39 protein-coding genes and 1 tRNA gene are annotated in these 24,200 nt (G+C 71.6%); 3 read left to right on the top strand and 37 right to left on the bottom strand.

The window, feature by feature from the left end:
- Positions 1 to 88 precede the first annotated feature (88 nt).
- From P3X83_RS38900 to P3X83_RS38740, 33 genes are all read right to left on the bottom strand, one after another.
- Positions 89 to 391, bottom strand: a complete 303-nt coding sequence (locus P3X83_RS38900) for a hypothetical protein (RefSeq protein ID WP_277310406.1) — start codon at positions 389 to 391, stop codon at positions 89 to 91.
- Positions 388 to 708, bottom strand: coding sequence for a DUF4326 domain-containing protein (locus P3X83_RS38895; protein ID WP_277310405.1), 321 nt, complete (start codon positions 706 to 708; stop codon positions 388 to 390). The genes P3X83_RS38900 and P3X83_RS38895 overlap by 4 nt, the downstream gene beginning before the upstream one ends.
- Complete coding sequence (locus P3X83_RS38890) at positions 701 to 1,372, bottom strand: hypothetical protein (protein WP_277310404.1); 672 nt, start codon at positions 1,370 to 1,372, stop codon at positions 701 to 703. The genes P3X83_RS38895 and P3X83_RS38890 overlap by 8 nt, the downstream gene beginning before the upstream one ends.
- 103 nt (positions 1,373 to 1,475) lie before the next feature.
- Positions 1,476 to 1,742: a hypothetical protein gene (locus P3X83_RS38885; RefSeq protein WP_277310403.1), complete on the bottom strand. Its 267-nt coding sequence runs from the start codon at positions 1,740 to 1,742 to the stop codon at positions 1,476 to 1,478.
- Positions 1,739 to 2,197, bottom strand: a complete 459-nt coding sequence (locus P3X83_RS38880; RefSeq protein WP_277310402.1) for a DUF6248 family natural product biosynthesis protein — start codon at positions 2,195 to 2,197, stop codon at positions 1,739 to 1,741. Before P3X83_RS38880 ends, P3X83_RS38885 begins: the two co-directional genes overlap by 4 nt.
- The gene (locus tag P3X83_RS38875; protein ID WP_277310401.1) at positions 2,194 to 3,069 is read right to left on the bottom strand and encodes a hypothetical protein; all 876 of its coding nucleotides are present in this window, start codon (positions 3,067 to 3,069) and stop codon (positions 2,194 to 2,196) included. The genes P3X83_RS38880 and P3X83_RS38875 overlap by 4 nt, the downstream gene beginning before the upstream one ends.
- Complete coding sequence (locus P3X83_RS38870; protein WP_277310400.1) at positions 3,066 to 3,377, bottom strand: hypothetical protein; 312 nt, start codon at positions 3,375 to 3,377, stop codon at positions 3,066 to 3,068. The genes P3X83_RS38875 and P3X83_RS38870 overlap by 4 nt, the downstream gene beginning before the upstream one ends.
- Entirely contained in the window at positions 3,377 to 3,682 is a 306-nt protein-coding gene (locus P3X83_RS38865; RefSeq protein WP_277310399.1) for a hypothetical protein, read from the bottom strand. The genes P3X83_RS38870 and P3X83_RS38865 overlap by 1 nt, the downstream gene beginning before the upstream one ends.
- On the bottom strand, positions 3,679 to 4,668 hold the full coding sequence (locus P3X83_RS38860) for a DciA family protein (RefSeq protein WP_277310398.1): 990 nt from the start codon (positions 4,666 to 4,668) through the stop codon (positions 3,679 to 3,681). Before P3X83_RS38860 ends, P3X83_RS38865 begins: the two co-directional genes overlap by 4 nt.
- Positions 4,665 to 5,552: a hypothetical protein gene (locus tag P3X83_RS38855; RefSeq protein WP_277310397.1), complete on the bottom strand. Its 888-nt coding sequence runs from the start codon at positions 5,550 to 5,552 to the stop codon at positions 4,665 to 4,667. The genes P3X83_RS38860 and P3X83_RS38855 overlap by 4 nt, the downstream gene beginning before the upstream one ends.
- A 32-nt stretch (positions 5,553 to 5,584) precedes the next feature.
- A complete protein-coding gene (locus P3X83_RS38850; RefSeq protein WP_277310396.1) occupies positions 5,585 to 5,788 on the bottom strand; it encodes a hypothetical protein in 204 nt (67 codons plus the stop codon).
- Entirely contained in the window at positions 5,785 to 6,180 is a 396-nt protein-coding gene (locus P3X83_RS38845) for a hypothetical protein (protein WP_277310395.1), read from the bottom strand. The genes P3X83_RS38850 and P3X83_RS38845 overlap by 4 nt, the downstream gene beginning before the upstream one ends.
- A complete protein-coding gene (locus P3X83_RS38840) occupies positions 6,177 to 6,398 on the bottom strand; it encodes a hypothetical protein (RefSeq protein ID WP_277310394.1) in 222 nt (73 codons plus the stop codon). Before P3X83_RS38840 ends, P3X83_RS38845 begins: the two co-directional genes overlap by 4 nt.
- Positions 6,391 to 6,726: a hypothetical protein gene (locus P3X83_RS38835; protein ID WP_277310393.1), complete on the bottom strand. Its 336-nt coding sequence runs from the start codon at positions 6,724 to 6,726 to the stop codon at positions 6,391 to 6,393. Before P3X83_RS38835 ends, P3X83_RS38840 begins: the two co-directional genes overlap by 8 nt.
- Positions 6,719 to 7,384, bottom strand: coding sequence for a hypothetical protein (locus P3X83_RS38830; RefSeq protein WP_277310392.1), 666 nt, complete (start codon positions 7,382 to 7,384; stop codon positions 6,719 to 6,721). The genes P3X83_RS38835 and P3X83_RS38830 overlap by 8 nt, the downstream gene beginning before the upstream one ends.
- Positions 7,377 to 7,739 carry a hypothetical protein gene (locus P3X83_RS38825; RefSeq protein ID WP_277310391.1) on the bottom strand — a complete coding sequence of 121 codons (363 nt, stop codon included), beginning with the start codon at positions 7,737 to 7,739 and terminating at the stop codon, positions 7,377 to 7,379. The genes P3X83_RS38830 and P3X83_RS38825 overlap by 8 nt, the downstream gene beginning before the upstream one ends.
- Positions 7,736 to 8,218 carry a hypothetical protein gene (locus tag P3X83_RS38820; RefSeq protein ID WP_277310390.1) on the bottom strand — a complete coding sequence of 161 codons (483 nt, stop codon included), beginning with the start codon at positions 8,216 to 8,218 and terminating at the stop codon, positions 7,736 to 7,738. The genes P3X83_RS38825 and P3X83_RS38820 overlap by 4 nt, the downstream gene beginning before the upstream one ends.
- A 67-nt stretch (positions 8,219 to 8,285) precedes the next feature.
- Complete coding sequence (locus P3X83_RS38815) at positions 8,286 to 8,570, bottom strand: hypothetical protein (RefSeq protein WP_277310389.1); 285 nt, start codon at positions 8,568 to 8,570, stop codon at positions 8,286 to 8,288.
- Positions 8,567 to 8,830 carry a hypothetical protein gene (locus tag P3X83_RS38810; RefSeq protein WP_277310388.1) on the bottom strand — a complete coding sequence of 88 codons (264 nt, stop codon included), beginning with the start codon at positions 8,828 to 8,830 and terminating at the stop codon, positions 8,567 to 8,569. Before P3X83_RS38810 ends, P3X83_RS38815 begins: the two co-directional genes overlap by 4 nt.
- Positions 8,827 to 9,006 carry a hypothetical protein gene (locus P3X83_RS38805; RefSeq protein WP_277310387.1) on the bottom strand — a complete coding sequence of 60 codons (180 nt, stop codon included), beginning with the start codon at positions 9,004 to 9,006 and terminating at the stop codon, positions 8,827 to 8,829. Before P3X83_RS38805 ends, P3X83_RS38810 begins: the two co-directional genes overlap by 4 nt.
- Positions 9,003 to 9,530, bottom strand: a complete 528-nt coding sequence (locus tag P3X83_RS38800; protein ID WP_277310386.1) for a hypothetical protein — start codon at positions 9,528 to 9,530, stop codon at positions 9,003 to 9,005. The genes P3X83_RS38805 and P3X83_RS38800 overlap by 4 nt, the downstream gene beginning before the upstream one ends.
- An 80-nt stretch (positions 9,531 to 9,610) precedes the next feature.
- Complete coding sequence (locus tag P3X83_RS38795; protein ID WP_277310385.1) at positions 9,611 to 10,018, bottom strand: hypothetical protein; 408 nt, start codon at positions 10,016 to 10,018, stop codon at positions 9,611 to 9,613.
- A complete protein-coding gene (locus P3X83_RS38790) occupies positions 10,011 to 11,123 on the bottom strand; it encodes a phage Gp37/Gp68 family protein (protein WP_277310384.1) in 1,113 nt (370 codons plus the stop codon). Before P3X83_RS38790 ends, P3X83_RS38795 begins: the two co-directional genes overlap by 8 nt.
- Positions 11,120 to 11,494, bottom strand: a complete 375-nt coding sequence (locus P3X83_RS38785) for a hypothetical protein (RefSeq protein WP_277310383.1) — start codon at positions 11,492 to 11,494, stop codon at positions 11,120 to 11,122. Before P3X83_RS38785 ends, P3X83_RS38790 begins: the two co-directional genes overlap by 4 nt.
- A complete protein-coding gene (locus P3X83_RS38780) occupies positions 11,491 to 11,643 on the bottom strand; it encodes a hypothetical protein (protein ID WP_277310382.1) in 153 nt (50 codons plus the stop codon). Before P3X83_RS38780 ends, P3X83_RS38785 begins: the two co-directional genes overlap by 4 nt.
- Positions 11,640 to 11,819, bottom strand: coding sequence for a hypothetical protein (locus tag P3X83_RS38775; protein ID WP_277310381.1), 180 nt, complete (start codon positions 11,817 to 11,819; stop codon positions 11,640 to 11,642). Before P3X83_RS38775 ends, P3X83_RS38780 begins: the two co-directional genes overlap by 4 nt.
- Positions 11,820 to 11,902: 83 nt before the next feature.
- Positions 11,903 to 12,187, bottom strand: coding sequence for a hypothetical protein (locus P3X83_RS38770; RefSeq protein ID WP_277310380.1), 285 nt, complete (start codon positions 12,185 to 12,187; stop codon positions 11,903 to 11,905).
- Positions 12,187 to 13,146, bottom strand: coding sequence for a recombination protein RecT (recT, locus tag P3X83_RS38765; protein ID WP_277310379.1), 960 nt, complete (start codon positions 13,144 to 13,146; stop codon positions 12,187 to 12,189). The genes P3X83_RS38770 and recT overlap by 1 nt, the downstream gene beginning before the upstream one ends.
- On the bottom strand, positions 13,146 to 14,162 hold the full coding sequence (locus tag P3X83_RS38760; RefSeq protein ID WP_277310378.1) for a lambda-exonuclease family protein: 1,017 nt from the start codon (positions 14,160 to 14,162) through the stop codon (positions 13,146 to 13,148). Before P3X83_RS38760 ends, recT begins: the two co-directional genes overlap by 1 nt.
- Positions 14,159 to 14,488: a hypothetical protein gene (locus tag P3X83_RS38755; protein ID WP_277310377.1), complete on the bottom strand. Its 330-nt coding sequence runs from the start codon at positions 14,486 to 14,488 to the stop codon at positions 14,159 to 14,161. Before P3X83_RS38755 ends, P3X83_RS38760 begins: the two co-directional genes overlap by 4 nt.
- Complete coding sequence (locus tag P3X83_RS38750) at positions 14,485 to 14,778, bottom strand: hypothetical protein (protein WP_277310376.1); 294 nt, start codon at positions 14,776 to 14,778, stop codon at positions 14,485 to 14,487. Before P3X83_RS38750 ends, P3X83_RS38755 begins: the two co-directional genes overlap by 4 nt.
- Complete coding sequence (locus P3X83_RS38745; protein ID WP_277310375.1) at positions 14,778 to 15,479, bottom strand: hypothetical protein; 702 nt, start codon at positions 15,477 to 15,479, stop codon at positions 14,778 to 14,780. Before P3X83_RS38745 ends, P3X83_RS38750 begins: the two co-directional genes overlap by 1 nt.
- A gap of 93 nt (positions 15,480 to 15,572) precedes the next feature.
- Positions 15,573 to 15,770: a helix-turn-helix domain-containing protein gene (locus tag P3X83_RS38740; RefSeq protein ID WP_277310374.1), complete on the bottom strand. Its 198-nt coding sequence runs from the start codon at positions 15,768 to 15,770 to the stop codon at positions 15,573 to 15,575.
- Between the two features lie 533 nt (positions 15,771 to 16,303).
- Here P3X83_RS38740 and P3X83_RS38735 point away from each other — a divergent pair.
- From P3X83_RS38735 to P3X83_RS38725, 3 genes are all read left to right on the top strand, one after another.
- Complete coding sequence (locus P3X83_RS38735; protein ID WP_277310373.1) at positions 16,304 to 16,696, top strand: hypothetical protein; 393 nt, start codon at positions 16,304 to 16,306, stop codon at positions 16,694 to 16,696.
- 86 nt (positions 16,697 to 16,782) lie between these two features.
- Positions 16,783 to 17,250 (top strand): hypothetical protein, encoded by a 468-nt coding sequence (locus P3X83_RS38730; protein ID WP_277310372.1) that lies wholly within the window; start codon positions 16,783 to 16,785, stop codon positions 17,248 to 17,250.
- Entirely contained in the window at positions 17,213 to 18,613 is a 1,401-nt protein-coding gene (locus tag P3X83_RS38725) for a site-specific integrase (RefSeq protein ID WP_277310371.1), read from the top strand. Before P3X83_RS38730 ends, P3X83_RS38725 begins: the two co-directional genes overlap by 38 nt.
- Before the next feature lie 81 nt (positions 18,614 to 18,694).
- Here the strand turns inward: P3X83_RS38725 and P3X83_RS38720 are convergent.
- The 4 genes from P3X83_RS38720 to P3X83_RS38705 all read right to left on the bottom strand — a co-directional run bounded on the left by P3X83_RS38720 (position 18,695) and on the right by P3X83_RS38705 (position 23,984).
- Positions 18,695 to 18,769 (bottom strand) — tRNA-Lys (locus tag P3X83_RS38720).
- A gap of 107 nt (positions 18,770 to 18,876) precedes the next feature.
- Positions 18,877 to 20,076: an FAD-dependent monooxygenase gene (locus tag P3X83_RS38715; RefSeq protein WP_277310370.1), complete on the bottom strand. Its 1,200-nt coding sequence runs from the start codon at positions 20,074 to 20,076 to the stop codon at positions 18,877 to 18,879.
- Between the two features lie 24 nt (positions 20,077 to 20,100).
- Positions 20,101 to 23,253 carry a BTAD domain-containing putative transcriptional regulator gene (locus P3X83_RS38710; protein ID WP_277310369.1) on the bottom strand — a complete coding sequence of 1,051 codons (3,153 nt, stop codon included), beginning with the start codon at positions 23,251 to 23,253 and terminating at the stop codon, positions 20,101 to 20,103.
- Positions 23,254 to 23,294: 41 nt separating this feature from the next.
- Positions 23,295 to 23,984, bottom strand: a complete 690-nt coding sequence (locus P3X83_RS38705; protein WP_277310368.1) for a hypothetical protein — start codon at positions 23,982 to 23,984, stop codon at positions 23,295 to 23,297.
- Between the last annotated feature and the right edge of the window lie 216 nt (positions 23,985 to 24,200).

The following is a 24,200-nucleotide window of genomic DNA, read 5'->3' as shown; positions in this document are numbered from 1 at the left end:
GGGATGGGCCTGGAGGGGGCTGTGAGGCCCCTGGGGGCGATGTGGGAGGCGGGATGAGGTTCGGGGTCCTGACCGGGTCTTGTAGCGCTCATGGCGGCGCTGAGGTGTTCACGTCGTCACCTGCGGGCAGGTGGATCACCACGGCGCGGCCCCACGGCGAGTCCTCCACCTGCGCCATGTGCGCGGTGGTGAGCGCCCGGCCGGTCCGCTGCTCGACCACGCCGCACAGGGCGACCACGACGGCGGCGAACAGCGCGGCGTCGGCGGGCAGCGGCGTGCGGGCGATGGACTCGTCGCTGTTGATGCGCGGGTCGCGGGACAGCAGGGACATGGCCTCGACGGCGGCGTGCACGGCCGCGTCGGGGATGGGGGCGGGTGCTGCCGGGCTCACGGCGCTTCCCCCGTGCTGTTGGCGAGTTCCAGGAGCACATCCGCGTGACACGGCTCGTCGGGCGGGCACCAGCAGGCCAGGTCCCGGCCGGCCAGTGCGCTTCGGACGTCTTCGGCGACGGTCGGCACCCGTTCGAGGTACGCCCGGTACAGCTCGACGGCGTGGGCCCGGTCGCGGACGATGCCACCGCCGTCCGCGTCGCCGACCGGCTCGCCGACCTTGAAGGGGTTGCGCCAGTAGCCGGGGCGCCCGACGTACACCGCGCCCGGGGGCATGCGCCAGCCTCGGGTGCGGCGGCGGTGGATCCGCTCAGGCATGACGCGTCCCCTCCTGCTGGGGCGCGGGCTGCGGCAGGAAGCGCTGGACGTCGGCGCGCGCGTCCTCCAGGTCGCGTACCGCCCACTCGCCTTCGGCTTCGGCCACCTCGCGCAGGAGCGGCATGCCGGAGTCGAGCGACTCGATGGCCTCCGCGCGGGTCGCCTCGCGGCCCTGCGCGAACCACAGCGCCGCGGTCGGGGCGGCCAGATCGAGGCGGAACAGGTAGCCGTGACCTGGGTGCCGCTCCGGCAGGTAGGAGCGGGTCACGCACACCAGCGCCACCCCGGGGTTGCGCTTGAGCATGACGCCCGGCGGCTCGGTGTACCCGTCCGGGAGGCGGTTCGGCCGGCGGACCATGCGCGGCGTCGTCAGGAACGGGCACGCCCGCGCGGCGTACACGGCGCATTCCCGGTGCGACGGCGGCTCGGAGGTGGTGCGGGTGATGGCGCACATCGGGCCGATGACGAACGCCCGGTTCGCGCCGAGGGGTTCGCCGCACAGCCAGCAGCAGCCGAACCGGACGGCGTCCTGCACCTTGCCGGGGGCGACCACGCGGTGGTCGGGCTCGCCCCCGATCCAGGCGACGAACCAGGGCGCGGGGCGGCCGTGCCGGTCGCGGGGCAGGCCGGCCATGCGGCGGGGGATGACGATCGTGCTGTCCATGGGTCTCCTCATCTGATTCGGGTCTTGGTCTTGCCGCAGAGACGGCAGCGGTAGGTGACGACCCGGCCGATCCGCTCGACCAGCTCCCACCGGTGGATGTGGATCACGGCGGAGGATCCGCCGCGGTGAGGTCGAGCTGGCCGGGAATGTCGCCGGGCGGGCGTACCGGAATGTGCTGGGGAATGTGCAGGCGGCGGTGGGCGCGCATCCACGCCCGGCGGCAGTGCTCCCCGCGTCGGCGGCCGTCGGGGCACATCCGCAGGGAGTCCTCGGCCCACACGCGGCGCTCGCAGTCGTCACAGCGGGCGGTCCAGCGGCGGGCGTAGGCGCGTGTCGGCCGATCGACGTCCCACAGGGCGGTCTGCGTCATCGCGCGCCGATCCGTTCCGAATCGTTCCGGGGTAGACCAGGGAGATCCATGTCGGGTAGCTCGACCACCTCGTAGCGGACCTTCCTCGCCACTCGGCGCGCGGCCTGGTGGCAGGTGCACGGGCAGATCCACCGGCACACCCGGTCGGCCAGCCACACCACGGCCAGCCGTTCCCGGCGCGGCTCACCGGCCGCCCCCGGCGCGGTGGGGTGGTCGAACGGCTCGGCGAAGCGGACGGGGTGAACACCGGTCCGGTCGCAGATCAGGCCCTCCCACGTGGTGAGCGGCGAGCCCCGGTGGCACCGGGCGTGCTGGTCGACCTCGGGACTGCACCAGTGGCTGAGCCCGGCCTGACAGTGGCAGGTCGTGTAGAACGCGGGGGTGTCGCGGAGGTTCTTCCGCATCGGCGTCGTCCAGGCGTGTTCGCGCACCCAGGCGGCCTGCTCGGGGGTCACGCCGGCACTCCGAGCTTGGCGGTCTTCTCCAACTGCTTGCGGCGGCGCAGCCGTTCCCGCACACCCGCCACGATCAGCGGGGAGGTCTCGCCGTGCCGGTACCGGGCGGTCCAGCAGCGGCTCAGTTCCTCCTCGTCCATCGCCGCCGCCCGCCGTGCGAGCGCGGCCTCCATCTCGGCGTCGGGCAGGTCGATCAGCTCGTCGTCCCACGCCAGCGGCGGCAGCCAGCCGCGGGCCGTCGCCATCCGCTTGGCCCTGGCGGCCGTCGGACCCTCGCCCGGCCGCATCGACAGTTCCGCGTACAGGCCGCAGACCGCGCGGGCGGTGGCCGCGGCCACCCGGGTGCGGGTGTTGGCCAGCCCCCACAGGTTCCGCGGCTCCCACCCCAGCCGCCGCGCCTGGTCGCTAAGCGTCCACCCGATCGCGGCCAGCGCCTGGACGCGGCGGCGGGTCCCCGCCGCATCGACGCGCCGCCCGTCGCACAGCAGGTCCGGGGACGGCTGGACGGCCAGCAGCCGGGCGGCGGTCTCCCGGCGTACCCGGACGGTCGGCGCTTCACCGCCGGCGCCGTACAGCAGGCGGCCGACGGTGCCGTTGCCGACTCCGGCGAGTTCGGCGACGCGTTCCCAGCCGATGCCGTAGGCCATCAGGCGGCGAACGTGGGCGCGGGCCGGGGCGGCGTCCACGAGCGCGGCCGGGGTAGCGCCCCACTGCTCCAGCGCTTTGCGGCGGCGCCAGGCGGCCAGGTCGGCGGCGTTCGCCGCCCGGCATTGGGGGCATCGGCAGCCTTTGCCGGGCCGATCGTTGATGTCGGGGCCGTGCCGGTAGCGGGCGGGGGTGCCATGCTCGCGTACCGGGTTCGTGGCGGTCATCGCGAGGCCCCGCTCTGCTCGTGGTCGTCGCCGTTCAGCTGCTCACGCAACTGCTGCAAGCCGCGCCGGTTGATCTCCTGCTGGTCCTCCACCGGCCGCCGATCCACCGGCCGGGGCGGGCGCAGCGGCGGCCGGAACCCCTCCGAGGCCATCGCCTTGATGAACGCCAGTGCCAGTGGCCAGCGGACGTGGTCCTGCACGTACGGGGCCAGGCGGCGGGACAGCTCTTTCGCGGCGCGCTGCCAGGCGGCGTCGATCTCCGGATCGGTGTGGCCGCTCGGCTGGTCGGGGACACGGGACGTGGTCATCAGGCCCTCCAGGTGGCGGTGGGGTCTTGCGGTCCGCCTCGGTCAGCGCTGCGCTGCTCGCCGGCCGCGGCGTCCTTGGCGGCTTCGCGAGCGATCAGCGCGTGCGTCCACTCCCGCAGTGCGATCGTCCATGCGGTGTGGGCCGTGCAGGTTTCGATCCCGGACGGCGAGTCGCTGCGCCGCGAGTCATAGACGGCGGTGGCGGTGTCCAGGCCGGTGCGAGCGGACACCAGGGCGCGCTCGGCATCAGCGAGGGCGTCCTGAGTGGCGCGCAGTGCGGCCGCCGGGAAAGGGATGGCGCTCACGGCAGTACCTCGATCACGATCCGGGACACCGTGCCTTCGCCGGCGTTGTGGTTGATGTTGCGGATCAGCACGTCGAGCAGGTGCTGTCGGATCCGTTCGGCCCATCCGGGGTGGTCGCAGAACAGCAGCAGTTCGCCGTCGTGCAGGTGGTCCGGGAAGAGGCGCGCGGCCAGTTCAGGGCCGACCAGCGTCTCCCAGTTCATGGCGATGAACGCGTAGCGGCTGGACTCGTCGTAGTCCAGGTCGAGCTTCACGCGCGCCTGCTCGATCACGACCTCGATGTACGCGGGATCGGCCGGCAGCTCGACGACGCGGGGCGCGAAGGCGTCGAACGGCAGTTCCGCGACCACGTCGCCGTGGCAATGGGGGCACGCCAGCAGCAGATTCCGGTCACGCAGACCGCTGAAGGTGGGCGTGCTTCCCTCGCTGTCGAGCAGGGTCCGCGCGGTCTCCTGGAGCTGGCGGGCTGTGCGCCACGCGACGCCGCAGAAGTACCGGAAGACCTCGTTGACCTGCTCGGCGTGGACCGCGATGGCCACGGCGTCGGTGATGTCATCGACGGCCAGGCCCGCAGCGGCGAGTTGGTCGATGGTCTTGGGCCAGCTGTCCGGCAGAGCGAAGCTGCGCCGTGTCGGCAGGGGCGGTCGCCGCGTGTCCCAGGCGTCGAGGAACGCCTGCCGGATGCCGTCGCGGTGCTGCCGGTCGGCGTGCAGCCGGTCGCGGGCGGCCTTCATCGCTTCGGTCCAGCGCAGCGCGGACGCCTCGACGTCGGCGACGATCGCGGCGTCCGGGGGCGTGGCGGCCTTGCCCGAGTTGCAGTCGGCGCAGGCGGTGACCAGGTTCGGCGGCTCGGTGGGGCCACCGAGCGCTTCGGGGATGACGTGGTCGACCTGGAGCTCGACGTCGGGGGCGGTCCTCCCGCAGAAGCGGCAGGCGAAGTTGTCGCGGCGCAGGATCTGGTAGCGCAGGATCTTGGAGACGCTCAAGAGATCTCCCGGTGATGTCGGTAGGGGCTGGTAGCGCGGGGGTTGCACTCCTGGCAGCGGGAGATGCTGCCGTCGGCGAGTTCGTTGGTGCGGTCGAGCGGGTTGCAGTGGCCGCACCACTCCGGCTCCTCGGAGGGTTCCGGGACAACCTGCAGATGTGCCCGTCCAAAGGGTTCTTCGTCGGGCCAGGCCGGGAGGAACTTGGCCGGGTCGTTGTGGATCGACTTCGCGACGTAGGCCAGGCGGCTGGTGCGGATCGTGTGGCCGTCGAGGATGCGATGGCGCACCGATGCGGCGTGCAGGATGCCGACGTCTCGCCCGGTCAGCTCCGTCAGGAGCTGGACGATGGCGAGATCGACGGTGTCGTCGGAGTCGTCGTCTGCGTCGCGCGCGCGGTACGGACCTGAAGGGACGACAGAACCTGTATCCGTCCTAGTCCCCTTCGGGGACTGGACGGGACGGGACGGGGGTTCAACGATTCGCGAAGCACGTGCTGAAGCATTTGCTTCAGTGTTGCTTCGCGGTTTGCTTCGAGTCTTTCCGCTGGCCAGACCACCTTTACGGCCTGCGGCGGCACGCTTGGCGCGCGTGTTCTCAACCACTTCGCGGCTGGGATTGCGCGCCGTTCCATCGCCGTCTTCATGCCACTGGTGGAACTGGTAGCCGCCCTTGCTCCTTCTCCACAGCCCGGCGGCGCAGAGCTCCTTCGCCAGCTCGCTCTGACCTCGCGACAGCGACGGGATCATGTGGTCGGGGATGAAGCCATCGGTGAGATGGTCACCAGACCAAGATCCGGCCACGGTCCACAGTCCGAGCGCGGCCAGCGAAGCAGCCATCGCCTTCGGGTGGGAGTGGAGCGAGTCGTCCACCTTGAACCAGGTCATCTGAGTGCTTCGTCCTTGCCTTGTCGCCGTCGTCACCCCTGCGGAGGCGGGTCCTGTTTTCGGTGGTGCCGCAGCCACTCCTCGGCTCGGGCGCGCATCCGTGGGCTGCACGTGCCGTGCCGGAGCAGTCGGAGGCGCTGCTGGGTCACGTCGGCCTGGACGGCGATCTGCCACCAGCGCAGGCCCAGCTCGCGGCGTCGTTCGTCCAGGAGGGCGTGGAGTTCCTGCGGGGTCATCTCCACCTCCGCTCGGCATCGATGTCGGCGTGAGTGCGCCGGAGGAGCTCCTCTGTGAGCCGCCAGTTCGTGGCCCGCTCACGCATCAGCTCGGCGCGGGGGCCGTGGCCGGTGGCCTGGAGGTGGGCGTCCGGGACCTCGATGGCCGTCAGGCGGTCGAGGAGGCTGCGAACCGCAGCCGGGTCCACGCTGAGGTGACGGGCGGCGCGGAGCCGCTCGTAGTCGGTGCGGGCCTGAGCGAGGTCCTTCTGCAGCTGCTCTCGCGCTTCCTGGGCGTGGTCCAACTCGGCCTGTAGCTCGGCGCACCGGCAGAGAGCCGGGGAGGCCGGCGCGTCCCGCGAGACGCGCATGCCGACCAGGGACAGCAGATACCGGCGGAACAGGGACGTCACTGGGTCACCGCCGCGGTGTAGTCCGGCATCCACTTGGCGAGCGCGAGCGCCTGGGCGACCTCTTCGTCACTGCGGTACTTGCCGCCGAGCGTGGCGAGCTGGACGCCGTGCTCGTCGACGACCGCGCGGGCCGCCGGCCGGGGCCGCTTGGTGCGGCAGTCCTTGCCCCGCCGGGCCGCCTGCATCGTGCGGCCCGGGAGCATCGTGGGGTCAGCCATGGGTGTCCGCCTCCCGGTCACAGGGGCCGGTCACGCAGGTGGGGCAGGTGGCGACGCCGTCGGTGAGGGTCCAGTCGTAGGCCGAGGCGATCTCGGTGGCCTCGGCCTGGTCGGCGAGGTGGATCGCGTGGCCGTAGTCGTCGTCTTGGAGGGGCTCCTCGCAGCAGGAGCACGTCAGGGTCAGGCAGGGGGCATCGAGCTGGCGGGGCCGGTAGCCGTCCGGTCGCGCCGCGTCCTTGGCCCGCGTCTCGGTCAGGTAGTGGGCGACGACGGGCTCGTCTCGGCCGCCGCCGTATTCGTCGGTGAGGACCCAGCAGGCGTCAGCCACGGTCGCCTCCGTGGGCTTCGTCCCACGCCGTTTCGACCGACCTCGGGACGCGCCCCTGGGGTGGGCAGTCCATGCCCTGCGCTGCGGCCCAGGCGCGGATGCCGGGCCGTTTGCTGCGGGCAGTGGGCCGGACCGTGCGAGGGGCGGCCGGTGTCCGGGCGGGACCCTTTCGGCGGGAGGAGCTGAGCTGCCGCTGGCGGGCCTTCTTCGCCGCGAGCTGCTCTTCCAGGGTGGCGATCTCCTGGGCGAGGGCGGCGGCTTCCCGTGCTCGGGTGAGCCGGTCCCGGATCTCGCCGAGAGCGTCGCGCACCTGAGTGGCGAGCCGCCGCAGCCGCGGATCCTCCGACGCCTCGGCCCGGGCGATCAGGGCGGCGGCGTCGGATGGTACGGCGGCGGCGAGGGTGTCAGGCACGCGGACCTTGCCGTTCTTGGCACCCGGGTCGTAGACGGTGTCGGTGTCCGGGGAAAGCAGCCAGCCCTTCTGCGCGCGGGCGAGGCCGATCACGCGGTCGCGTGGCCAGCTGGTGAGGTCGGCGACCTGCTGGGTGGTCTTCCCGTCGGCGAGGAGGCGCAGGACCTGGGCGCCGTCGGCGCTCATGACGACGGCCAGGTGGCCGGCCGCCGGGCCGGGGGCGGGCGTGGAGGCTGGCTCACCCATGCCGCTCACCCCCGAGCGGTCCGCCGTGGGCGGGGCATGGGCCGTGCTCGGAACAGGCGCAGGACGAGGTGCCCACCATGATGCGGAGCCGGTCTGCGCCGTCGTGGTGGGCCTCGATGACGTGTACGGCGGCGGCGTAGGCCGGGTAGGGGGCGGCGAGCATGCGTCGGTTGTCCTGGTCGGCCTCGGCGATCAACGCGATCAGGGCCTTGGTGAAGCTTCCGGGTTCGCGGCCGCCGTGTTCGCCGTAGCACCACAGGACGTGGGCGGCCACCGTGGGAGTGATGTCGGCCGGGTCAGGGCGGAAGTCGCCCAGGACGGCGGCGAGCAACTGGGTGGTGCTGTACTCCGTCATCGGGCGAACACCTCGCCGCCCTGGGCGCATGCGGTCTTGCACGGCCACTGGTAGACGACCCCGTCTTCCCAGCAGACCGCGCACACCCACAGCGCCGGGCGCCCGGTCTCGGTCCACCGGGGGATGTGGAACCGGGCGGGAAGTGCCCTGCGCTCCTCCAGCGTGTCGGGCAGCTCGTCGTACCCCGGCATGTCCGGAGCCTCCAGCAGGATCGCCCGGACCGGCTGTCCGCGCTCGCGGAGGTGGATCCTGGCCGCCGCCTTCATCGCGCGGGTGATGGGCGTGTGGCCGTGCTCGATCGGCTCGATGAGCACGCTCGCGCCCTCTCCGAGCGCCTGCTCTGCCACGTCTTCGAGGTCGTCGGCGCAGACCGCGACCGGGCGGAAGCGGGCGTTCGGGTAGGTGAGGCGGGCGACGGCGGGGGTTTCCTCGTCGTGGTCCTCGTTGCCGCAGAGGACGGTCGGGGTGGTGGTGGTCATCGGTTCCTCGTCAGGTCGGTGTGGGCGTGGGGTGTGCCGGGCGGGCCGCGCCGCCCGCCCGGCACGCTCAGCGGGGAGCACCGTGGGCTCCGTGGTGGAGCAGCCGCAGCCAGGAGTGGCCGCTGGGGCGGGCGGCGATACGGCGCTGGATGGCGGGCAGCCCGTCCGGGACAGGCAGCGAGTCGACGGCTCGCAGGTGCGCGACGAGCTGGAGCACATGCTCGGGGCGCTCGATCTGGCGGGCACGGCGGCCTTCTACCAGGCCGTGGAGCCAGAGCGTCAAGGCCGCGCCGATGGCGGCGAGGACCGCCATGGCGGCGACCAGGGCGAGCGCGGCCAGCAGGCCGTTCACGGCTCCTCCATGAGGTCGCGGACGTCGTGGAGCCGGATGTCGTGCTCGGCCAGCCAGGCGGCCCAGTCCTCGTCCGACATGGCCTCGTCGTCGCCGACTGGCAGGTACAGCCACCACTCGCGGTCGGGGAGCTGGAGGTCGCCCGGCGCGATCGCCGGCCGGGGCCGGGTACGGCGCCGCTGGCGCAGGCTGAGTCCGATGACGACGCCGCAGGCGACGAGCAGGACGTAGCCGGTGATGACGACCTGCGGGGTGGTCATGGCCGCCTGCCGGGGATGTGCTGCGACCGGTAGGTGGCGGCCCGCGCGGCGCGGCATGCGGCGCGCCAACACGCCACGGCCGACTGCGCCACCTCGCGCCGGTAGCCGGGACGCCAGTACAGCCACGACGCGGCCAGGACACACGCCCAGCAGGCGGCCTGCGCCACGGCGTTCACGCGGCACCGGCCGCGGGCTGGTCGGCGGGCTGCATTTGCGAGCAGGCCGGGCAGTCGCCGCGGTTGTCCGGAGCGCAGACGCCGGCCTGAGCGCGGGCGTGGTCTTCAGCGGTGACTGGGCGCAGGGCGTGGCCGCAGCCGTTGCAGTGGATCATCGGTTCGTGATCGGGCGGCTGGGCCGGTGGTGGCCGGTGGTGCCCGGCCGCCTGCATCGCGGCCTGTGCGGGGGCGTCGCAGCGGGTCTCGTCGCGGCGGTGGAGTTCCTCGTTGAGGAGCGCGGCGAACCGCTGGGCGTTGGTGCTGATGCTCCAGGCGGTGTTGAGGGCGGCGCGGAGCTGGGTGTCGTCGCCCAGCCGGTTGACGCCGATCATCGCGCCACCGATCCAGAGCATGATCGTGGTGTCGGTGACCTCGACGCGCATGTCGTCTGGTGAGGCGTGCCGGTCGGCGGCGTAGACGAGGACGGGGTGTGGGTCGGCGGTGGCAGGGGCTGTTGTGAGGAGGTCCCCCCCGGGATGGGTCATGATCCTTGCCCTTTCGGTGGTGCCGGTAGTGCCTTGATGGGCTCCCTCCGCGCGCCCCCGAAGCGCGGAGGGAGGGAAGATCAGGTGGTCAGCTGACCGGACTCCAAGAGCCGCGCCGCCGACTCGATGGCGGCAGCGCGGAAGACTCCGCCGAGCCCGTCGTCGTCGCCTCCGGCGACCTCGGTGACGGCGGCGTCCATCCGCGGCTTGGCGTAGGCGCGGAGCTCGGCGACGCACCGGGCGCGCTCGTCAGCGCGCGCCCGATCCAGCGCGGCGCGGAGCTTGGACATCTGGACGTGCAGGACGCCCAGCTCGTCGGCGTCGCCCTCCCGCTGCGCGAGGGTCTCCCGCAGTTCTGCCAGCAGCAACGGCACGGCGGCCAGGCACTCCCGCGAGTGCTCGGGAACGCCGCTCATGTCCTCGCCGAGCGCCAGGTGGTAGTGCCGAGACACCTCGTCCAGGTCGAGCGGGAAGTCGAGGTCAGCCATGGCGGGCCTCGCTTCCCACGCTCACCGGGGTGGGGTACTGATCCCAGGTGCGGCCGTCCAACTCGCGTCCGGCACGGCCCTTGCCGACGCGGCGGATCGTGATGTCTCGGCCGCGGCTCATCGGCGCAGCGACTGGCTTGCCGCTGACCAGGGGCCGGTGGGTGCCGTCGGTCGCCAAGAAGCCCGCGGGTGCCGTGTCGCGATGCAGCCACAGCGACTCAGGGACCCAATCGCCCCACTGCTTGAAGTGGAAGGCGACCCCCGCGCTCACGCACTGGTCACGGAGCCCGCGCACCCAGTCCGGGTGCATGGGCCGCGCGCCGGGTCCGGACTCGCCCCCGGCCACGACCCAGTCGAGGCCCGGTGTCGGCCATCCAGAGCCGTTGCAGGCTGGACAGTCGCCACCGTCCGCGACGCCTTCGGGGAGCCATTCGTCCGGGTGGTCACCGGTGCCGTCGCAACTCTCGCAGACCGGCAGCCGAATTGGCCCGAGCAGCGGCTCCGCCGAGATCCAGCGGACGGCAGCGGGGGTCTCCAGCAGACTCGGGATCCGGAGGTCGGCCCGCTTCTGATCCTCGACTGACACGCCGAGCCAGACGTTCGCGGGGGGAGCCGTAGATCGCTGCCGCGCGGCCCGCGCGGCCGGGCTGTGACGCATCGCCTCGGTCGGGCACTCGTCGAACTTTTTCGCGTACTCCCGGTTCTGCTGCTCTCGGCGCTGCACGAAGGCGCGCATCCGGTCGTGCCGCTTCGTGAGCACCTGGAAGGTGTGCTGCGTGGCCTGCTCCATCACGTCGAAGACCTGCGTGATGAACAGGTCGGGGACGTCTTTGTGGAACAGGTCGCCCATGGAGTTGACGAAGATCCGGCGCGGCTTGCGCCAGCGGAACGGCTCGGTGAGCACGTCGGCGTGCAGGGACACCCCGAAGCCCGGCCCCGACGTGCGGGGGTCGCCGTCCCGCTGGTACTTCGCGGATCCCATGGCCTTGAGCCGCTTGGCCAGCGTCAGCGCGTAGCAGTGGTCGCATCCGGGGCTGACGCGGTCGCATCCGGTGACGGGGGTCCACACGTCGGTGGCCCACTCGATGCTGGTCGTGGCCATCATCGCCTGGCCTCCGATTCCGCCTGAGCGATCTCGTCGATGGCCTGCGGGGTGATCTCGTACTCGATCAGCCACTCGTGCAGCGTCAGGCACAGTGCCTCCGGGGTCTCCAAGTCGCTCCACAGTCGCCGGGCGACCTCGTCGGCCTGCCGAGTCCCGGCCCGACCGATCAGCTCGCGCAGCAGGCAGGTGAGGCTGTAGTAGGTCACGAACGCCAACCGCGCCTCGTCTGCCTCGTCGCGGCCGGTGGCGTTGAGCCACAGCCGGTGGTTGAGCCGCGCGTAGATGGCGTAGGCCCGGGCCATCACCTCGGCTGTGGCGTCATCCTCGGTCGCCGGGTACGGGGCGACCGCCTTCAAGGTGATCTCGCTCATCGGTCCTCGCTCTTGGTCTGGTCGTAGGGCCGGGGTTCGGCCGGTGTGGTGGGGCGGATAGGGGCGAGCCAGTCGTCGGCGGCCTGGTCGATCTCGGCAGCGCGACGGTCGGTGAACGGGGCGAGCAGCCGCGCCCACGTGCCGGTCACGAGGTGCTCCAGGAGGCGTAGAGGACCGGGGCCGCCGGGATGGGCTCCTCCTCGGCGTAGGCGGAGCCGAGGAGGTAGGCGAGGACCATCAGCCCGGCCCCGACCGCGACGGCCAGCGCGGTGCCGACGGCCGTCCACGGGAAGCTCGTGCCGGGCCCCTCATCCGGGTCCGGCACCGAGCCGCACGTGGGGCAGGTTCCGCATGTCGGACAGATGCCGACGACCGCGCCGGGCTGACAGAGAAGCGTGTCGTGAGGGGTCATCGGGCGCCCGCCGTGGCTGCGTTTGGGGTGACCTGTGACGGGTGCCCGGTGACGAGCTGGACGGCGGCCAGGTGGGCGCAGGCATCGCCGGTGCAGGAGCACTCCCAGCGGCCCGCGTCGAGCCGCACCCGGTAGGACAGCCCGGTCGCGGCCGGGTTGGTGGAGGCGACGAACGCCTCGACGAAGCGGGGCCGGGCGTCACCCGGGCAGGTGAGGGCGGCGGCGATGCGGACGTGGCCGCCGCGCAGGTAGGCCAGTGTCTTGCCGCGCAGGGTGGTCATCACGCCCCCTGGCCAGGCTTGGTGACCGGCGGCCAGCCGTCTCCCTCGGCCGGCGGCTCCGGCGGGGAGTCTCCGGACGGCGGTTCGATGGCGTCCGGCTCGACCTGGCCGTCGATGACGGGACGTTCGGTGACCTCGTCGGGGGCGACGTCGGGGGTGATGTCGACGCGGACGCCTTCGTCGACGGCGAGGGCGTAGGCGAACTCGGTGGACTTGGGCAGCAGCTTGGCCAGGCGGCGGACCATGGTCTTGTGGGCCATCGCCTCGAAATGGTCCCGCCACGGCCCGACCACGATGCGCCGCCCGGTCTCCTTGCCGCCGACCCACTCCTTGGCCTTGGCCATGGCGAAGCGGTCGCGGTGGGTTTCCATGTCGGCGTGCGTCATGGGGTCGGTGACGGCGTACCCGTCGTCCTTGAGCCGAGCCACGGCGTAGTACAGCCGGGCCTCGCCGCGGGGGCCGTCGAGGTAGGGCCGGTGCACCATGTCGTCCGTGCTGAGGTGGTAGGCCAGCTCGAAATGGTCGTTGGTGTAGACGGTGCGGGCGGCGATGTTCAGCACGCGCCCGGTGCGGTAGGCCAGCTCGGCGTAGCCCTGGTAGCCGATGATGAGCTGGGCGACGTGGCCACCCATCGGCTTGCCGTTCCGCTCGGGTCCGGCGTTCTTGTCCCAGAACGGCAGGATCCACGCGTGGCCGAGCGCGCCGACGCCGGGCCGCAGCCCGAGCTGGGCGCAGGTCATGAGCGCACCGAGGACGCTGGCCGCGTCGGCCTTGGCGAGGTCCTTCGTCGTGCGCAGACAGGTCATCGCGTCCCGGACGAGCTGCCCGGCCTCGGCCCCTCGGGGCATGGCGAGCTGGAACTGGGCCTGCATGGCCTGGATCTGCTGCCCCAGGGTCTGCGGCTGCTGCTCGATCTGGCCGCGCGCCTGCTCGGCGCGGGAGGCGAGGTCGCGTCCCATCAGATGAGTCCCTTCTTGACGGGGCGGAAGACGCGGGACCGGTAGGCCGCGTACAGGTCGGGGTGGGCGGCCTTGAGGGCCGCGGTGTCGAGCCGGGTGACGGTGGCAGCGAACTCGGCGGTCAGGTCGGGGTGGTCGGCGGTGAACGCGGCCTCGTCGAACTGGCCGGTGTTGCGCCAGGTGGCGACGGTCTCGTTGGCGTAGGTGGCGACGGCGGCGGCACGCATCCGGCCGGTGACCGTGTTCTTGACGGCGTCACGCTGCGCCTTGAGGGTGGCGATCTCCTCGGCCCAGCCGAGGGAGGCGCGCAGCAGCGTCACCGCCTGGGCGTCCAGCTCGACGGCGTGGCCGCCGGCGTGCGGGTACAGCTCGGCCAGCGCGCGAGCGGTGGCCTCGGACCCGTCCAGCGCCGGGGCGGTGCCATCGCACACCATCTGCCACAGCTCGGCCTCGGCCTCCACCAGCACCCGGATCAGCCGGTCGTCCCGGACGACGTGGCGGATCTCCAGCCGTTGCCCGCCGATCAGCGCGGCGGCATAGCCGTGCTCCAGGCCGGTCACCGCCAGGTAGTGCTGCAGCTGGGCCTCGGCCGCGTCGGCGAGCTGCTCGTCGTCCCAGTCCCCGGCGCGGAACTGCGACGTCGTCTTGATCTCCAGCACGCCGCCGTCGGCGGTGAGCCGGTCCACGCTCGCGAGCTGCCAGTCCCGTTCGGCGTGCCGCATCAGCCCGCACGACACGGCCTCGATGCCGGTCCGCTCGGTGAACTCCGCGGCGATGACCGGCTCCAGCAGGCGGCCCCACCGCATCGCCTCGCGGTCGTCCTGCTCGGCGAGCAGGCCCCGCTTGTCGGCCCACACGCTGTACCGGCTGCTGTAGGGCGACAGACCGAGCACGGCCAGCGCATCCGACCCGCCGATGCCCCGCCGCCGCGCGGCCAGCCATTCCTCGCGCGGCGCGTCGGCGGGCAGCACCATCAAGCCGGTCGGAGTGACCGTCTCAGACAGAAGAGCCGTCACAGGTCCTCCCCGGTGGGCTGCTCGTGCTGCTCGGCCTGGTACGCGGTGTCGCGGTCGTGGTCGGCGCGGACCTCGCCTCCGGGCACCGGACGGGGCGCGCGGGCGTACTCGACGATCCGGCCGGCGAGGGCGTCGATGTCCGCGCGGCGGAACAGGCGGCGGCCACCGATCGTGAAGGGCTTGAGGTCGCCGGACTCCACGGTGGACGTGAGCAGTGCCTTGACGAGCGAGTCCACCGTGGCACTGGACAGACAGCCAGCGAGGGGGGCGGCCAGGATCTGCAGCGCCTCGTGGAGCGACACGAGCGAGGGACGGTCGGCGGTCACTGGAGCCCACCGCCCCCGCCCTGCTGCGGGCCGTCGACCAGCGCGCGAGCCTCGACGACGATGTCGGCGTAGAAGTCGACGTGGCGGCAGGGGTTCTCCCAGACGTCGACGGAGTAGTGCTCCCCGTCGTCGCAGGTGTTGAGGTTGCGGGGGACGCCGCGCGGTCCGCCGCACTTCGGGCAGTGGGCGGAGATGGTGACCGTGCGGACGATCGGGTTGGTCGGCCCGGAGCCCCACGGGGACTCGGACGCGCGGTCGCGGACGCGGACGGTCATGGTTTCGGTGGTCATCACGCACCCGCCAGGAGAGCGCATGCGTTCCGCAGCTCGGCGGGGATCTCCAACGCCACGGGCGCCTCGGGCGGCGTGTCGCCCGTCCTCACGCACAGCTGGACGTGGTAGCCGCGGAGGTGCCCGGTGATGCGGATCGGGTGGTGCACGCCGTCCTCGACGAGGATGGTGGGGGGCTGGTCCATCGCGCCGATGAGGGTCAGGGCGGTGGCGACGGCGGACGGCCCGTCGATGAAGATCAGTTCCTCGACGATGTGGCTGCCGCCGAGCCGCTGACCATGGTGAGGCAGGGGCACCTCGGAGTGCCTCTCCAGGAGATCGGCCAGGGCCCGCAGGCCGGCGATGTACTCGGCGCGCTCGTTCATGAGGCACCGCCTGGCCAGGGCGTCCCGGGCGGCGTTGACGAGCTGGCGGCACAGCCGGATCAGCTCCCGCGAGGTGTCGTACCAGGGGCCGCCCTCGACGGAGAGGGGGAGCAGCTCCTCGGAGGCGCCCGTGGCGGCGACGGTGAGGTCGGCCACGGCCAGGGGCAGGTCCGGGGCGTGGGCGGCGGCCTGCTCGACCAGCGTGCGCGTCGAGGTCCACGCCTGCTGGACCGGGCCGTACACGTACGGGGACAGGCCGGCCAGGTGGTGCGCGTGCGCGGTGAGGCGCTCGCGGATCTGGTCGGGTGTGACCGCCACAGGGGCGGCAGGAGGCATGATGGACATCAGGTCCTCGCGTCCTTTCAGACGGTGAGATGCGGGATCGATGCGAGGTCCGGCCGGGTAGGAGCGGCGGGGCCTCGCGGCATGTCAGCTGGCGTTCTCGAACGAGCGAATCCACGCTTCCGCCGCCGACTTGCGGATCATGAGGAGGCGGCCGAGCCGAAAGAAGGGCGGGCCCTCGCCCCGGGCACGCTTGCTGCGTACGGACGTGTGCTTCAAGTTCGCGAACGCGCAGAACTCGTCGAAGTTGAGGATGGGGTCATTGGTCATCTGCGTGGGCGACATGTCAGTTCCTGTCTGTTGATGATTCATCATCACTACCGGGCCGAAAAAGATCCCCGACCTGCACATCTAGTTCGAGGGCGATGCGTTCGGCGGTCATGCGGCGACACGATGTACGCCGCCCGGACGTCAGATGCGCGATCATCTGCCGCGACACGCCTACCGCAGGCCCCAGGGTGTTGCAGGAGTGGCGGCCCTCCATGAGCCTTCGCAGCAGGTCACCGCTACGAAGGATCATCTCGGGTGAAGTCATGTGGTGCCTTCCGGGGCGAGAGTCGGGGATACCCCCGGCCGTCCGCGATCTTTCGTTGCTGTTGATGATTCATCATAAGTATGCACTGGACGGCTGTCTACCCCTGCACGACAAGCGGCCTTGATCTGGTTGGATGATGACGTCTTGTTGTCTGCCACGAGATGCGCTATGCAGACAGAAGCGGCATTGAGATGTGAATCATCAGCACCGATACGAGGTGAGCGATGTGACACGTCACTCGGGGACACTGAGAGGTGACTACGTGCCGACCGGCGAAGGATCCATGAAGGCGTCTCGGACGCCGCTCAGCGACTACGTCAACGCCTACCTGGAGCGCACCCAGATCACCCGCCACCAACTGTCCAAGCGCTCCGTCGATCCCGAGAATCCTCGCAATGTGATCTACCCCCAGTGGCTGGAGGCCCTGCAAGGGGCTCGGGCGCCGGCGCCCGAGCTGTGGCGGCTGCGGGCGCTGGCCGCCGGAACGAACACTTCCCTGGATCAGCTGAAGCAGATGGCCGCCAAGCAGTGGCTGGAGTACGACGTCGCAGAGGTTCTCTCGGACGGCGAACTGCTCATGATCGCCGTCCCCCGATCGCTCAGCGAGGAGAAGCGGCGAAGGATCAAGCGGCTCGCTGAGGCCATGGCGCGCGAGGAGGCGGCGGCAGATGAATAACGGTTGAACAACAACGGGTTACAGGTTGTCCGGTTCGACCGTATTGAGTGCATTTAGGGTTGCACAAGGTCACGTAGACAAGCCTCATGCACGAAATGGTCGAATACGTCCTTGACGGCCACCCGGATTGGCCGGCCTGCCTGGTTTGGGGCCCCGGCCGCATGAAGATCAAGGTGCGCGGGGCCGACGTCGAACCCGGCGTTCTCGATGACCTCGCGACCGTCACGCAGATCATCACCGCCCCCTACTCGCTCCGCCCACTGGACGCCCCTCGCCTCACACCACTCCTGAACGTGCGGATACACCTGATTCAGGCATTACCTGAGGGGACGACGTTCACCGTCGAGATCACACAGGATCTCGTCGATGTGGGGATCCCGACCGGGGCCATGTCCGACGATATGGCCAGCGCCCTATCGGTATTGCTGACGCGATTCAGCCGGTTCCTCGATCCGGCCCAAATATCTCCAGAGATGTCGAATCTCCCAGGGCACGACCCCACCTGGAAGGCGATCAATGGCCCGCCCGATCAAGATGTGCAACTGCCGGGATGAGATCACGAGTAAGAAGCTCGGTCAGAAATGCCCCCTGCTGTCCAAGAGGGACCACGGGGCATGGTGGTTCCGCTACGAGGCGCCGCCCGGGTCGGATGGCAAACGGCGCCGCCCCTGGGCCGGGCCGTACCCGAACAAGACCCTGGCCGAGAAGGACATGCCGAGGCTGCAGGCCGATGCCGGCTCTGGCAAGCCCATCCCCGATCGGAAGGTCAAGGTCGGGCCGTACCTGCGGCGGTGGATCGCCGGGAAGCAGTCGCTGGCCGCGTCCACTCGGGGCACCTACACCGAGCACATCGACCTGTATCTGGAGCCCGGCCTGGGGCACCTGCACATGACCGATCTACGCGAGTACCACCTCACCGAGTTGTACGCCGCGATGACGCAGATCAACCGGCCGGTGGACGGGGAACCCACGGAACTGCTGCGACGGCTGCTGTCCGCGCGGGCGGTGGCGACGTGGACACGTGATGGCGAAGAAGAACCGGGGCTGTGGCAGCGACGTGCGATCGGGCCGACGACGATCCGACGCGTCCACGCCACGCTGTCCAGTGCGCTGACGACCGCCAGGCGGCAAGGGCTCATCCAGCACGACCCGTCGAAGAACGTCGAGCTGGCGCCCGCGCGTCGGCGGCGACCGCTGGTGTGGACCGCCGAGCGAGTCCGGCACTGGGAGAAGGCCGGCGGCTGGGGGGACAAGAAGAAGGGCATCGAGGTGGCCCCGCGCCCGGGGCCGGTGATGGTGTGGACGCCAGCGCAGGCCGGGGCGATGCTGGACTGGCTGGAAGACGTCGGCGACCGGCTGTACCCGCTGTACCACCTGGTGATGACCCGCGGCTTGCGGCGCGGCGAGGCCGGGCGACTGGAGTGGAGCGACACCGACCTGGACGGTGCGCACACGATCAGTGTGCTGGAGGATGAGGACGCCGAGGCCGAGCAGGGCATCAAGTCCGACAGCTCGCGCCGGGTCGTGTTGCTGGACAAGACAAACGTCCTGTTGCTCAAGGCCTGGCGGACGCGGCAGAAGACCGAACAACTGGCCGCAGGCGCGGCCTGGGTGGACTCCGGCCGGGTGTTCACGACCAAGACGGGCGAACCGCTCGATCTCGACTATCTGACGGATCGGTGGCAGCGCCTGGTCCGGTGGGCGAAGCAGCCGCCCGTGCGGCTGCACGACCTTCGGCACTGCGCGGCCACCCTGATGCTCGCGGCCGGAGTGGACATGAAGGTCGTCTCCGCGACCCTCGGTCACCGGCAGTTCTGGTTCACGGCGGACACGTACGCGTCGGTCGTGCCGGAGCTCGCCGAGGCGGCGGCCGAGGCCGCAGTGTCGATCATCCCTCGCGCCGCCCGCAGATCGTGATCGTTTACCGGATGGTCCGGCATTGGTCTGGCAGGAGATCAAACCGGACATCCCGATCAGCTAGTGGATCAAGGGATGTGCTGGTGGGGCGCCAGGGGCTCGAACCCTGAACCTACAGATTAAAAGTCTGCAGCTCTACCATTGAGCTAACGCCCCTTGCGAAGACTACAGAGTGAACCCCGTGGTCGGCGACGGGGTTCCTGTCGCGAGGATAACTTACCGTACCGGGATGGCGGGGCGGGGCGGTCGCCGACCAAGAGGGGTCAGGGGCGGCGGGTGGGGGTGGTGTAGGGCTTGAGGGTGTAGGCGCTGGCGGTTTTGCGGACGCTTTTGGCCATCAGGCCCTTCCAGGGCAGGTAGGGGATCAGTTTGAAGTTCAGGCGGAGGAACCAGGCGAGTACGGGGCTTTCCGGGACCATCAGCCTGCTGACGCCCTCGCCCTGTTTCTGGCAGCCGCGCACGTACGCACGGAGTTCCCGCTCGTAGGCCGCGAAGGCCGTGCGGTGGTCGCCTTCGGCGGTGGCGAGTTCGCCGGCGAGGACGTAGGCGCCGACCATGGCGAGGCCGGTGCCCATGCCGGAGAGGGAGGACGGGCACCAGGCGGCGTCGCCGAGGAGGGCGAAGCGGCCTCGGGTCCAGGTGTCCATGTGGACCTGGCTGACGGAGTCGAAGTAGAAGTCCGGGGAGTCCCACATCGTCACCAGGAGGGGGTCGGTCTCCCAGCCGTTGCCGCGGAAGGTCTCGGCCAGGATCTTCTTCTGGCGGGCCACGTCGTGGCGGTGGTAGTCGGCGGCCGGGGAGGCGAAGTAGAAGAGGGCCTTGGTCTCGGTGTTGTCCCGGGCGCTGTAGACGGAGACGACCTTGCCCGGGGTGCTGTAGGCGAGACCGGAGTACGAGAGCCCCAGGTGGTTGGGGGCGGTGAAGATGGCGCAGTGCAGGCCGAGGTGCTTGACGTAGCGGTCCTCGGGGCCGAAGGCGACGGATCTGACCTTGGAGTGCACGCCGTCCGCGCCGATCACCAGGTCGAAGCGGCGGGGGTCGCCGCGTTCGAAGTGGACGGTGACGCCGTCGGCGTCCTCCTCGGCCGAGCTGATGGAGTCGCCGAAGATGTACTCGGTGTCGTCCCGCGTCGCCTGGTAGAGGACCTGGGCCAGGTCGCCGCGCAGGATCTCGACATCGCCGGCGAAGAGGTCGTCCGGCATCTTCACCAGGCGCTTGCCCGCGCTGTTGACGTACCAGGTCGCGCCCATGCGGGTGCGCAGCCGTTCGATGTCGGCGAGCACTCCCATCCGCCGCAGCATGGTCATGTGAACGTCGCCCCGGAAGTCGACGGCGTAGCCACCCCCACGCAGGTCAGGGGCCTTCTCGACCACCGTCACGCGGTAGCCGTACCGGTGCAGCCAGTACGCCAGGGCCGGGCCCGCCACGGACGCCCCCGAGATGAGAATCTTCGTCTGTGTCATGTCCCCGAGCATCCGAGGAACCGCTCACCGCTCACTCACCGGCGACTCACCGAACATGGTGTGCAGCGGTGAGGCCAGGATGATCTCGCTCGGCACCCCCACCCGGAACAGCGCCTCGGCCCGGCTCAGCGCCGCGCCCCGGGCGTGGGCCTCGTCATAGGGGGCGGCGCCCAGTGCCTGCCGGGCGCGCTCAGCCAGTTCCGGCCCGTCCGAATCGGGAGGTGCCGCGCGGCCCCGGAGGGTGCGTGCCGCACCCAGCAGGACGGCGGCCGTCTCCGGGTCGCCCTCCCCCAAGGCGATTCCCGCCAGGGCCTCCATGGGGCGCGCGCACTCCGGTACGGCGCCCCTGGCCACGGTGGCCTCCGCCGCCTGGCGGTGGTGCTCACGGGCGGCGGCCAGGTCGCCACGGCGCTCGGCGATGCGTCCGAGGCCGACGAGGGCCCGCGCCAGGCTGCCCACGCTCCGGATCGCCTGAAGGTCGAAGCGGTCGAGCGCGTCCAGGTAGTGGCGTTCGGCCGTCTCCAGGTCGCCGTCGAGGTAGGCGACGTCGGCGAGCCCGCGCAGGGCCGCCGCCTGGTACGTCGGGCTGCCCGAGTGCCGGGCGAGGGCCGACGCCTGCTCATAGTCGGCGCGGGCGGCGGCCCGGTCGGTGCTCTGCCGGTAGTCGCCGCGGTTGCACAGCAGGTCGGCGATGTCCTCGGTCGCGCCGAGCTGTTCGGTGAGCCGCAGCGCCTGATCGGTCAGCTCGATCGCCCGCTCGTGGTCGCCGCGCGCCCCCGCCAGCCACGCCTGGGCGTCCAGGGCGAGCGCGGTGCCCCACCGGTCGCCGAGCGTCCGGAACCCGTCCACCGCGGCGGCGTACCGTGCTTCGGCCTGGGCGTGGTCGCCGCCGCCGTACTCCGAATACCCCCAGATCAGGTCGCTTCCGGCGCGTTCCCATGGGTCGGGACTGGCGCGGGTCTCGGCGACCAGCGCCAGCGCGGCCTCGGGCTCCATCGTGGAAGCCCCCGTCAGCAGCCACAGGAAGGCGGCGGCCGAGTGGCGGTGCGCGCTGGTCGCGGCCCGCTGCGCGGCCTCGTGATGCCGGGCTCCGCCGTCCCCGGCGAGCAGGACGCAGAGCGGGTAGTCGGCCTCCACCTCGGACGGCACGCGCCCGGGCTCGACCAGGTCGAGCAGCGCGACCGCCTGCGCCTCGACGGATGGCCGCAGCCCGCGTATCCACAGGAACACGCACATCGCGCCGAGCAGCCCGAAGGCCGTCGGCAGATCCCGGACGGCGATCGCCCGGCGCAGCGCCGCGCGCAGGTTCTCGTGCTCGTCGCCGAACACCCGCAGCCAGTCGAGCTGCCCGACGCCCCGCACGGCCGAGTCGGCGGTCCGCGCGAGGCCGAGGAGGTGCGCGGCGTGCGCGCGCCGTACGGCGTCGGCCTCGCCCGCGGCCTCCAGGCGCTCGGCCCCGTAGGCGCGGATGGTCTCCAGCATCCGGTATCGGCCGCCCGAAAACTCGATCAGCGACTTGTCCGTGAGTGAGTCGAGCACCGTGTCCACCGCTTCGCGCGTGGTGCCGCCACAGACTTGGGCCACCGACTCGGCGGTCGCTCCACCGGCGAAGACCGTGAAACGCCGGGCGATCTCCTGCTCGGCGGCGGGCAGCAGGTCCCAGCTCCAGGCGACCACGGCGCGCAGGGTCTGGTGCCGCACCTCGGTCGTGCGGCTGGCCCATGCGGGGAGCCGGAAGGGCCCGGCCAGGCGGGCGGCGAGGTCGGCGAGGTCGTGGGTGCGCAGGCGGGCGGCGGCGAGTTCGATGGCCAGCGGCAGGCCGTCCAGGGCGGCGCAGATCCGGGCCACGTCGGCGGCGCTGACGTCGTCGAGGGTGAAGCCCCGGCGCGCGGCGGCGGCCCGGTCGGCGAACATGCGCGCCGCGTCGCCGTCGGCCAGCGGGCGGACCTGCCACAGGTGCTCGCCTGGCAGGCCGAGCGGCTCGCGGCTGGTGGCCAGCACGCGCAGCCGGGGGCAGGCGGCGAGCAGGTGCTCGGCCAGCGCGGCGACGCCGTCGATGACGTGCTCGCAGTTGTCGAGGACGAGCAGGGTGGAGCGATCGGTCAGCGCGGCGGTCAGGCGGGCGGCCGGCGGTAGCGCCGGGGCGGCGGACAGGCCGGTCTCGCGGAGGCCGAGCGCGCCCGCGACGGCCTGGGCCACATCGGCCCCGTCACGTACCGGGGCGAGCCGTACGAAGAAGACCTCGTCCGAGTGCGACACGGCGTCCACGGTGGTGGCGGCCTCGACAGAGAGGCGGGTCTTGCCGACGCCGCCAGGGCCGTGCAGGGTGACCAGGCGGGCGGTGCGGAGGAGCGTGGTGATCCCCGCGACATCGCCCTCGCGGCCGACGAAGGTGGTGAGCTGCGCGGGCGGTCCGGTGGCGACCGGCGCCGCCGGGCCGGGATCGCCGCGCAGCAGCCCCGTGTGGATCGCCGCCAGTTCCGGCGAGGGGTCGGCGCCCAGTTCGTCGGCCAGGTGGCGGCGGGCCCGTTCGAAGGCGGTCAGCGCCTCCGCCTGCCTGCCGTCGGCCGCCAGCGCGCGCATGAGCAGGCCGTGGGCGCGTTCTCTGAGCGGGTGGGCGGTGACCAGTTCGCGTAGTTCGGCGGCGACCGTCCGGGATTCGCCGAGCAGCAGGTCGGCCTCGGCCCGGTCCTCCAGGACGGCGAGCCGCCGCTCCTCCAGCCGCTCCCCCCGCGCCCGCGCCGCCTCCGCCCCCGCCAGGTCGGCGACGTCGGCCAGGGCCGGCCCCCGCCACAGTTCCAGCGCGGCGCGCAGCAGCGAGCCCGCCTGGTGCGGATCGCCGTCGCGCAGTGCCCGCCCGCCCGCCACGGCCAGGCGTTCGAACCGCCCCGCGTCCACGTCGTCGGGGCCGGCGGTGATGCGGTAGCCGGTGGCCACGCGCTCGATCGGGGCTTCGGGGCCGAGGATCCGGCGGAGGCGGGAGACCTGGGACTGGAGGGCGTGGGCGGAGCCGCCCGCTTCGCCGTACAGGGCCTCGATGAGGCGATCGACGGTCACCGTCACGCCCGGTTCGACCAGCAGCAGGGCGAGCAGGGCTCGCCGGGCGGGACCGCCGAGCGGCACCTCGCCGCCGCCGTCCCGCCAAGCCCGTGTGGCGCCCAGGATCCCGAACCGCATAGCGGACATTCTCCATCGTGCGGGCGGGCCGGGCGCGGGAGTCAGGGGCTCTGGGTGACCGCTCCCCGCCAGATCTGCTCGAACTGGGCGATCCAGTAGGTGTACCACCGCTCGTTGTACTGCCGGGTCAGCTCCACGTGCATGCGGGAGAACGTGGACTGGTTGCTGACGCCGTGTATTTCCACGATGATCCGGCCGTGCGCGGTGTCGGGGTCGATAAGGACCAGGCTGAATCCCGGATTATAGGGAAATAACCGATACTCGAATTCCCCCGAGCTCGGCCATTGCCGCATCGATTCCAGCCGCTTGGACATCACCGCGAGGTCGATGGCCAGGCTCTGCACGTGAAAGGCGACCGCCTCGTCGAGCTGACGCGAGGCGATCCGGATGCCGTCGGACTGGCCGGGATCCAGCACGGCCACCCGGACCGAGCCCCCCTTGCGGCTCAGCACTCCCGTGCGCAGCGCCTCACACGCCGTGGCGGACAGCAGGTTGACGGCCGACGGCGCGAAGATCCGGATGTCCTGCGCGCCCGCGAACACGTCGGCCACCGGCACCGCGTCGAGCGCGGCCCGATCGGCGGGCAACCCGGTGTCGGCCCGCGCCGGAATCTCGGTGGGAAGCGTGATCCGGTACACCAGCAGACCCACTCCGGCCAGCAGCGCGGCCCATTTCAGATTGGGCGCGACGACGTCTCCGACGACCGTGATCACGGCGAATGCGCAGGCCACGAGACTGACCACATATGCGTCGAGGTTTCGGCGAGCTCTCAGGTCCCGGAATATCCGTCGCAGCGCTCTCACGGCCATCCTTTCTTCCGGGACACCCCTATTTCTTATTGTCCAATCACCGGCGATACCACGCCTGCCGTTCGCGTCGGTCTCCGGCCACCGGCCCGAGAGGGCCGGAGATGTCGGGGCGGCCGGGTAGCGTGAGATTCACCCGCT

Origin of the sequence: Spongiactinospora sp. TRM90649 (genome assembly GCF_029382225.1) — a bacterium.
Classification (GTDB): Bacteria; Actinomycetota; Actinomycetes; order Streptosporangiales; family Streptosporangiaceae; genus Spongiactinospora.
Note: the sequence above shows the minus strand (reverse complement) of the source record. Positions and strands in the feature narration are given on the sequence as shown.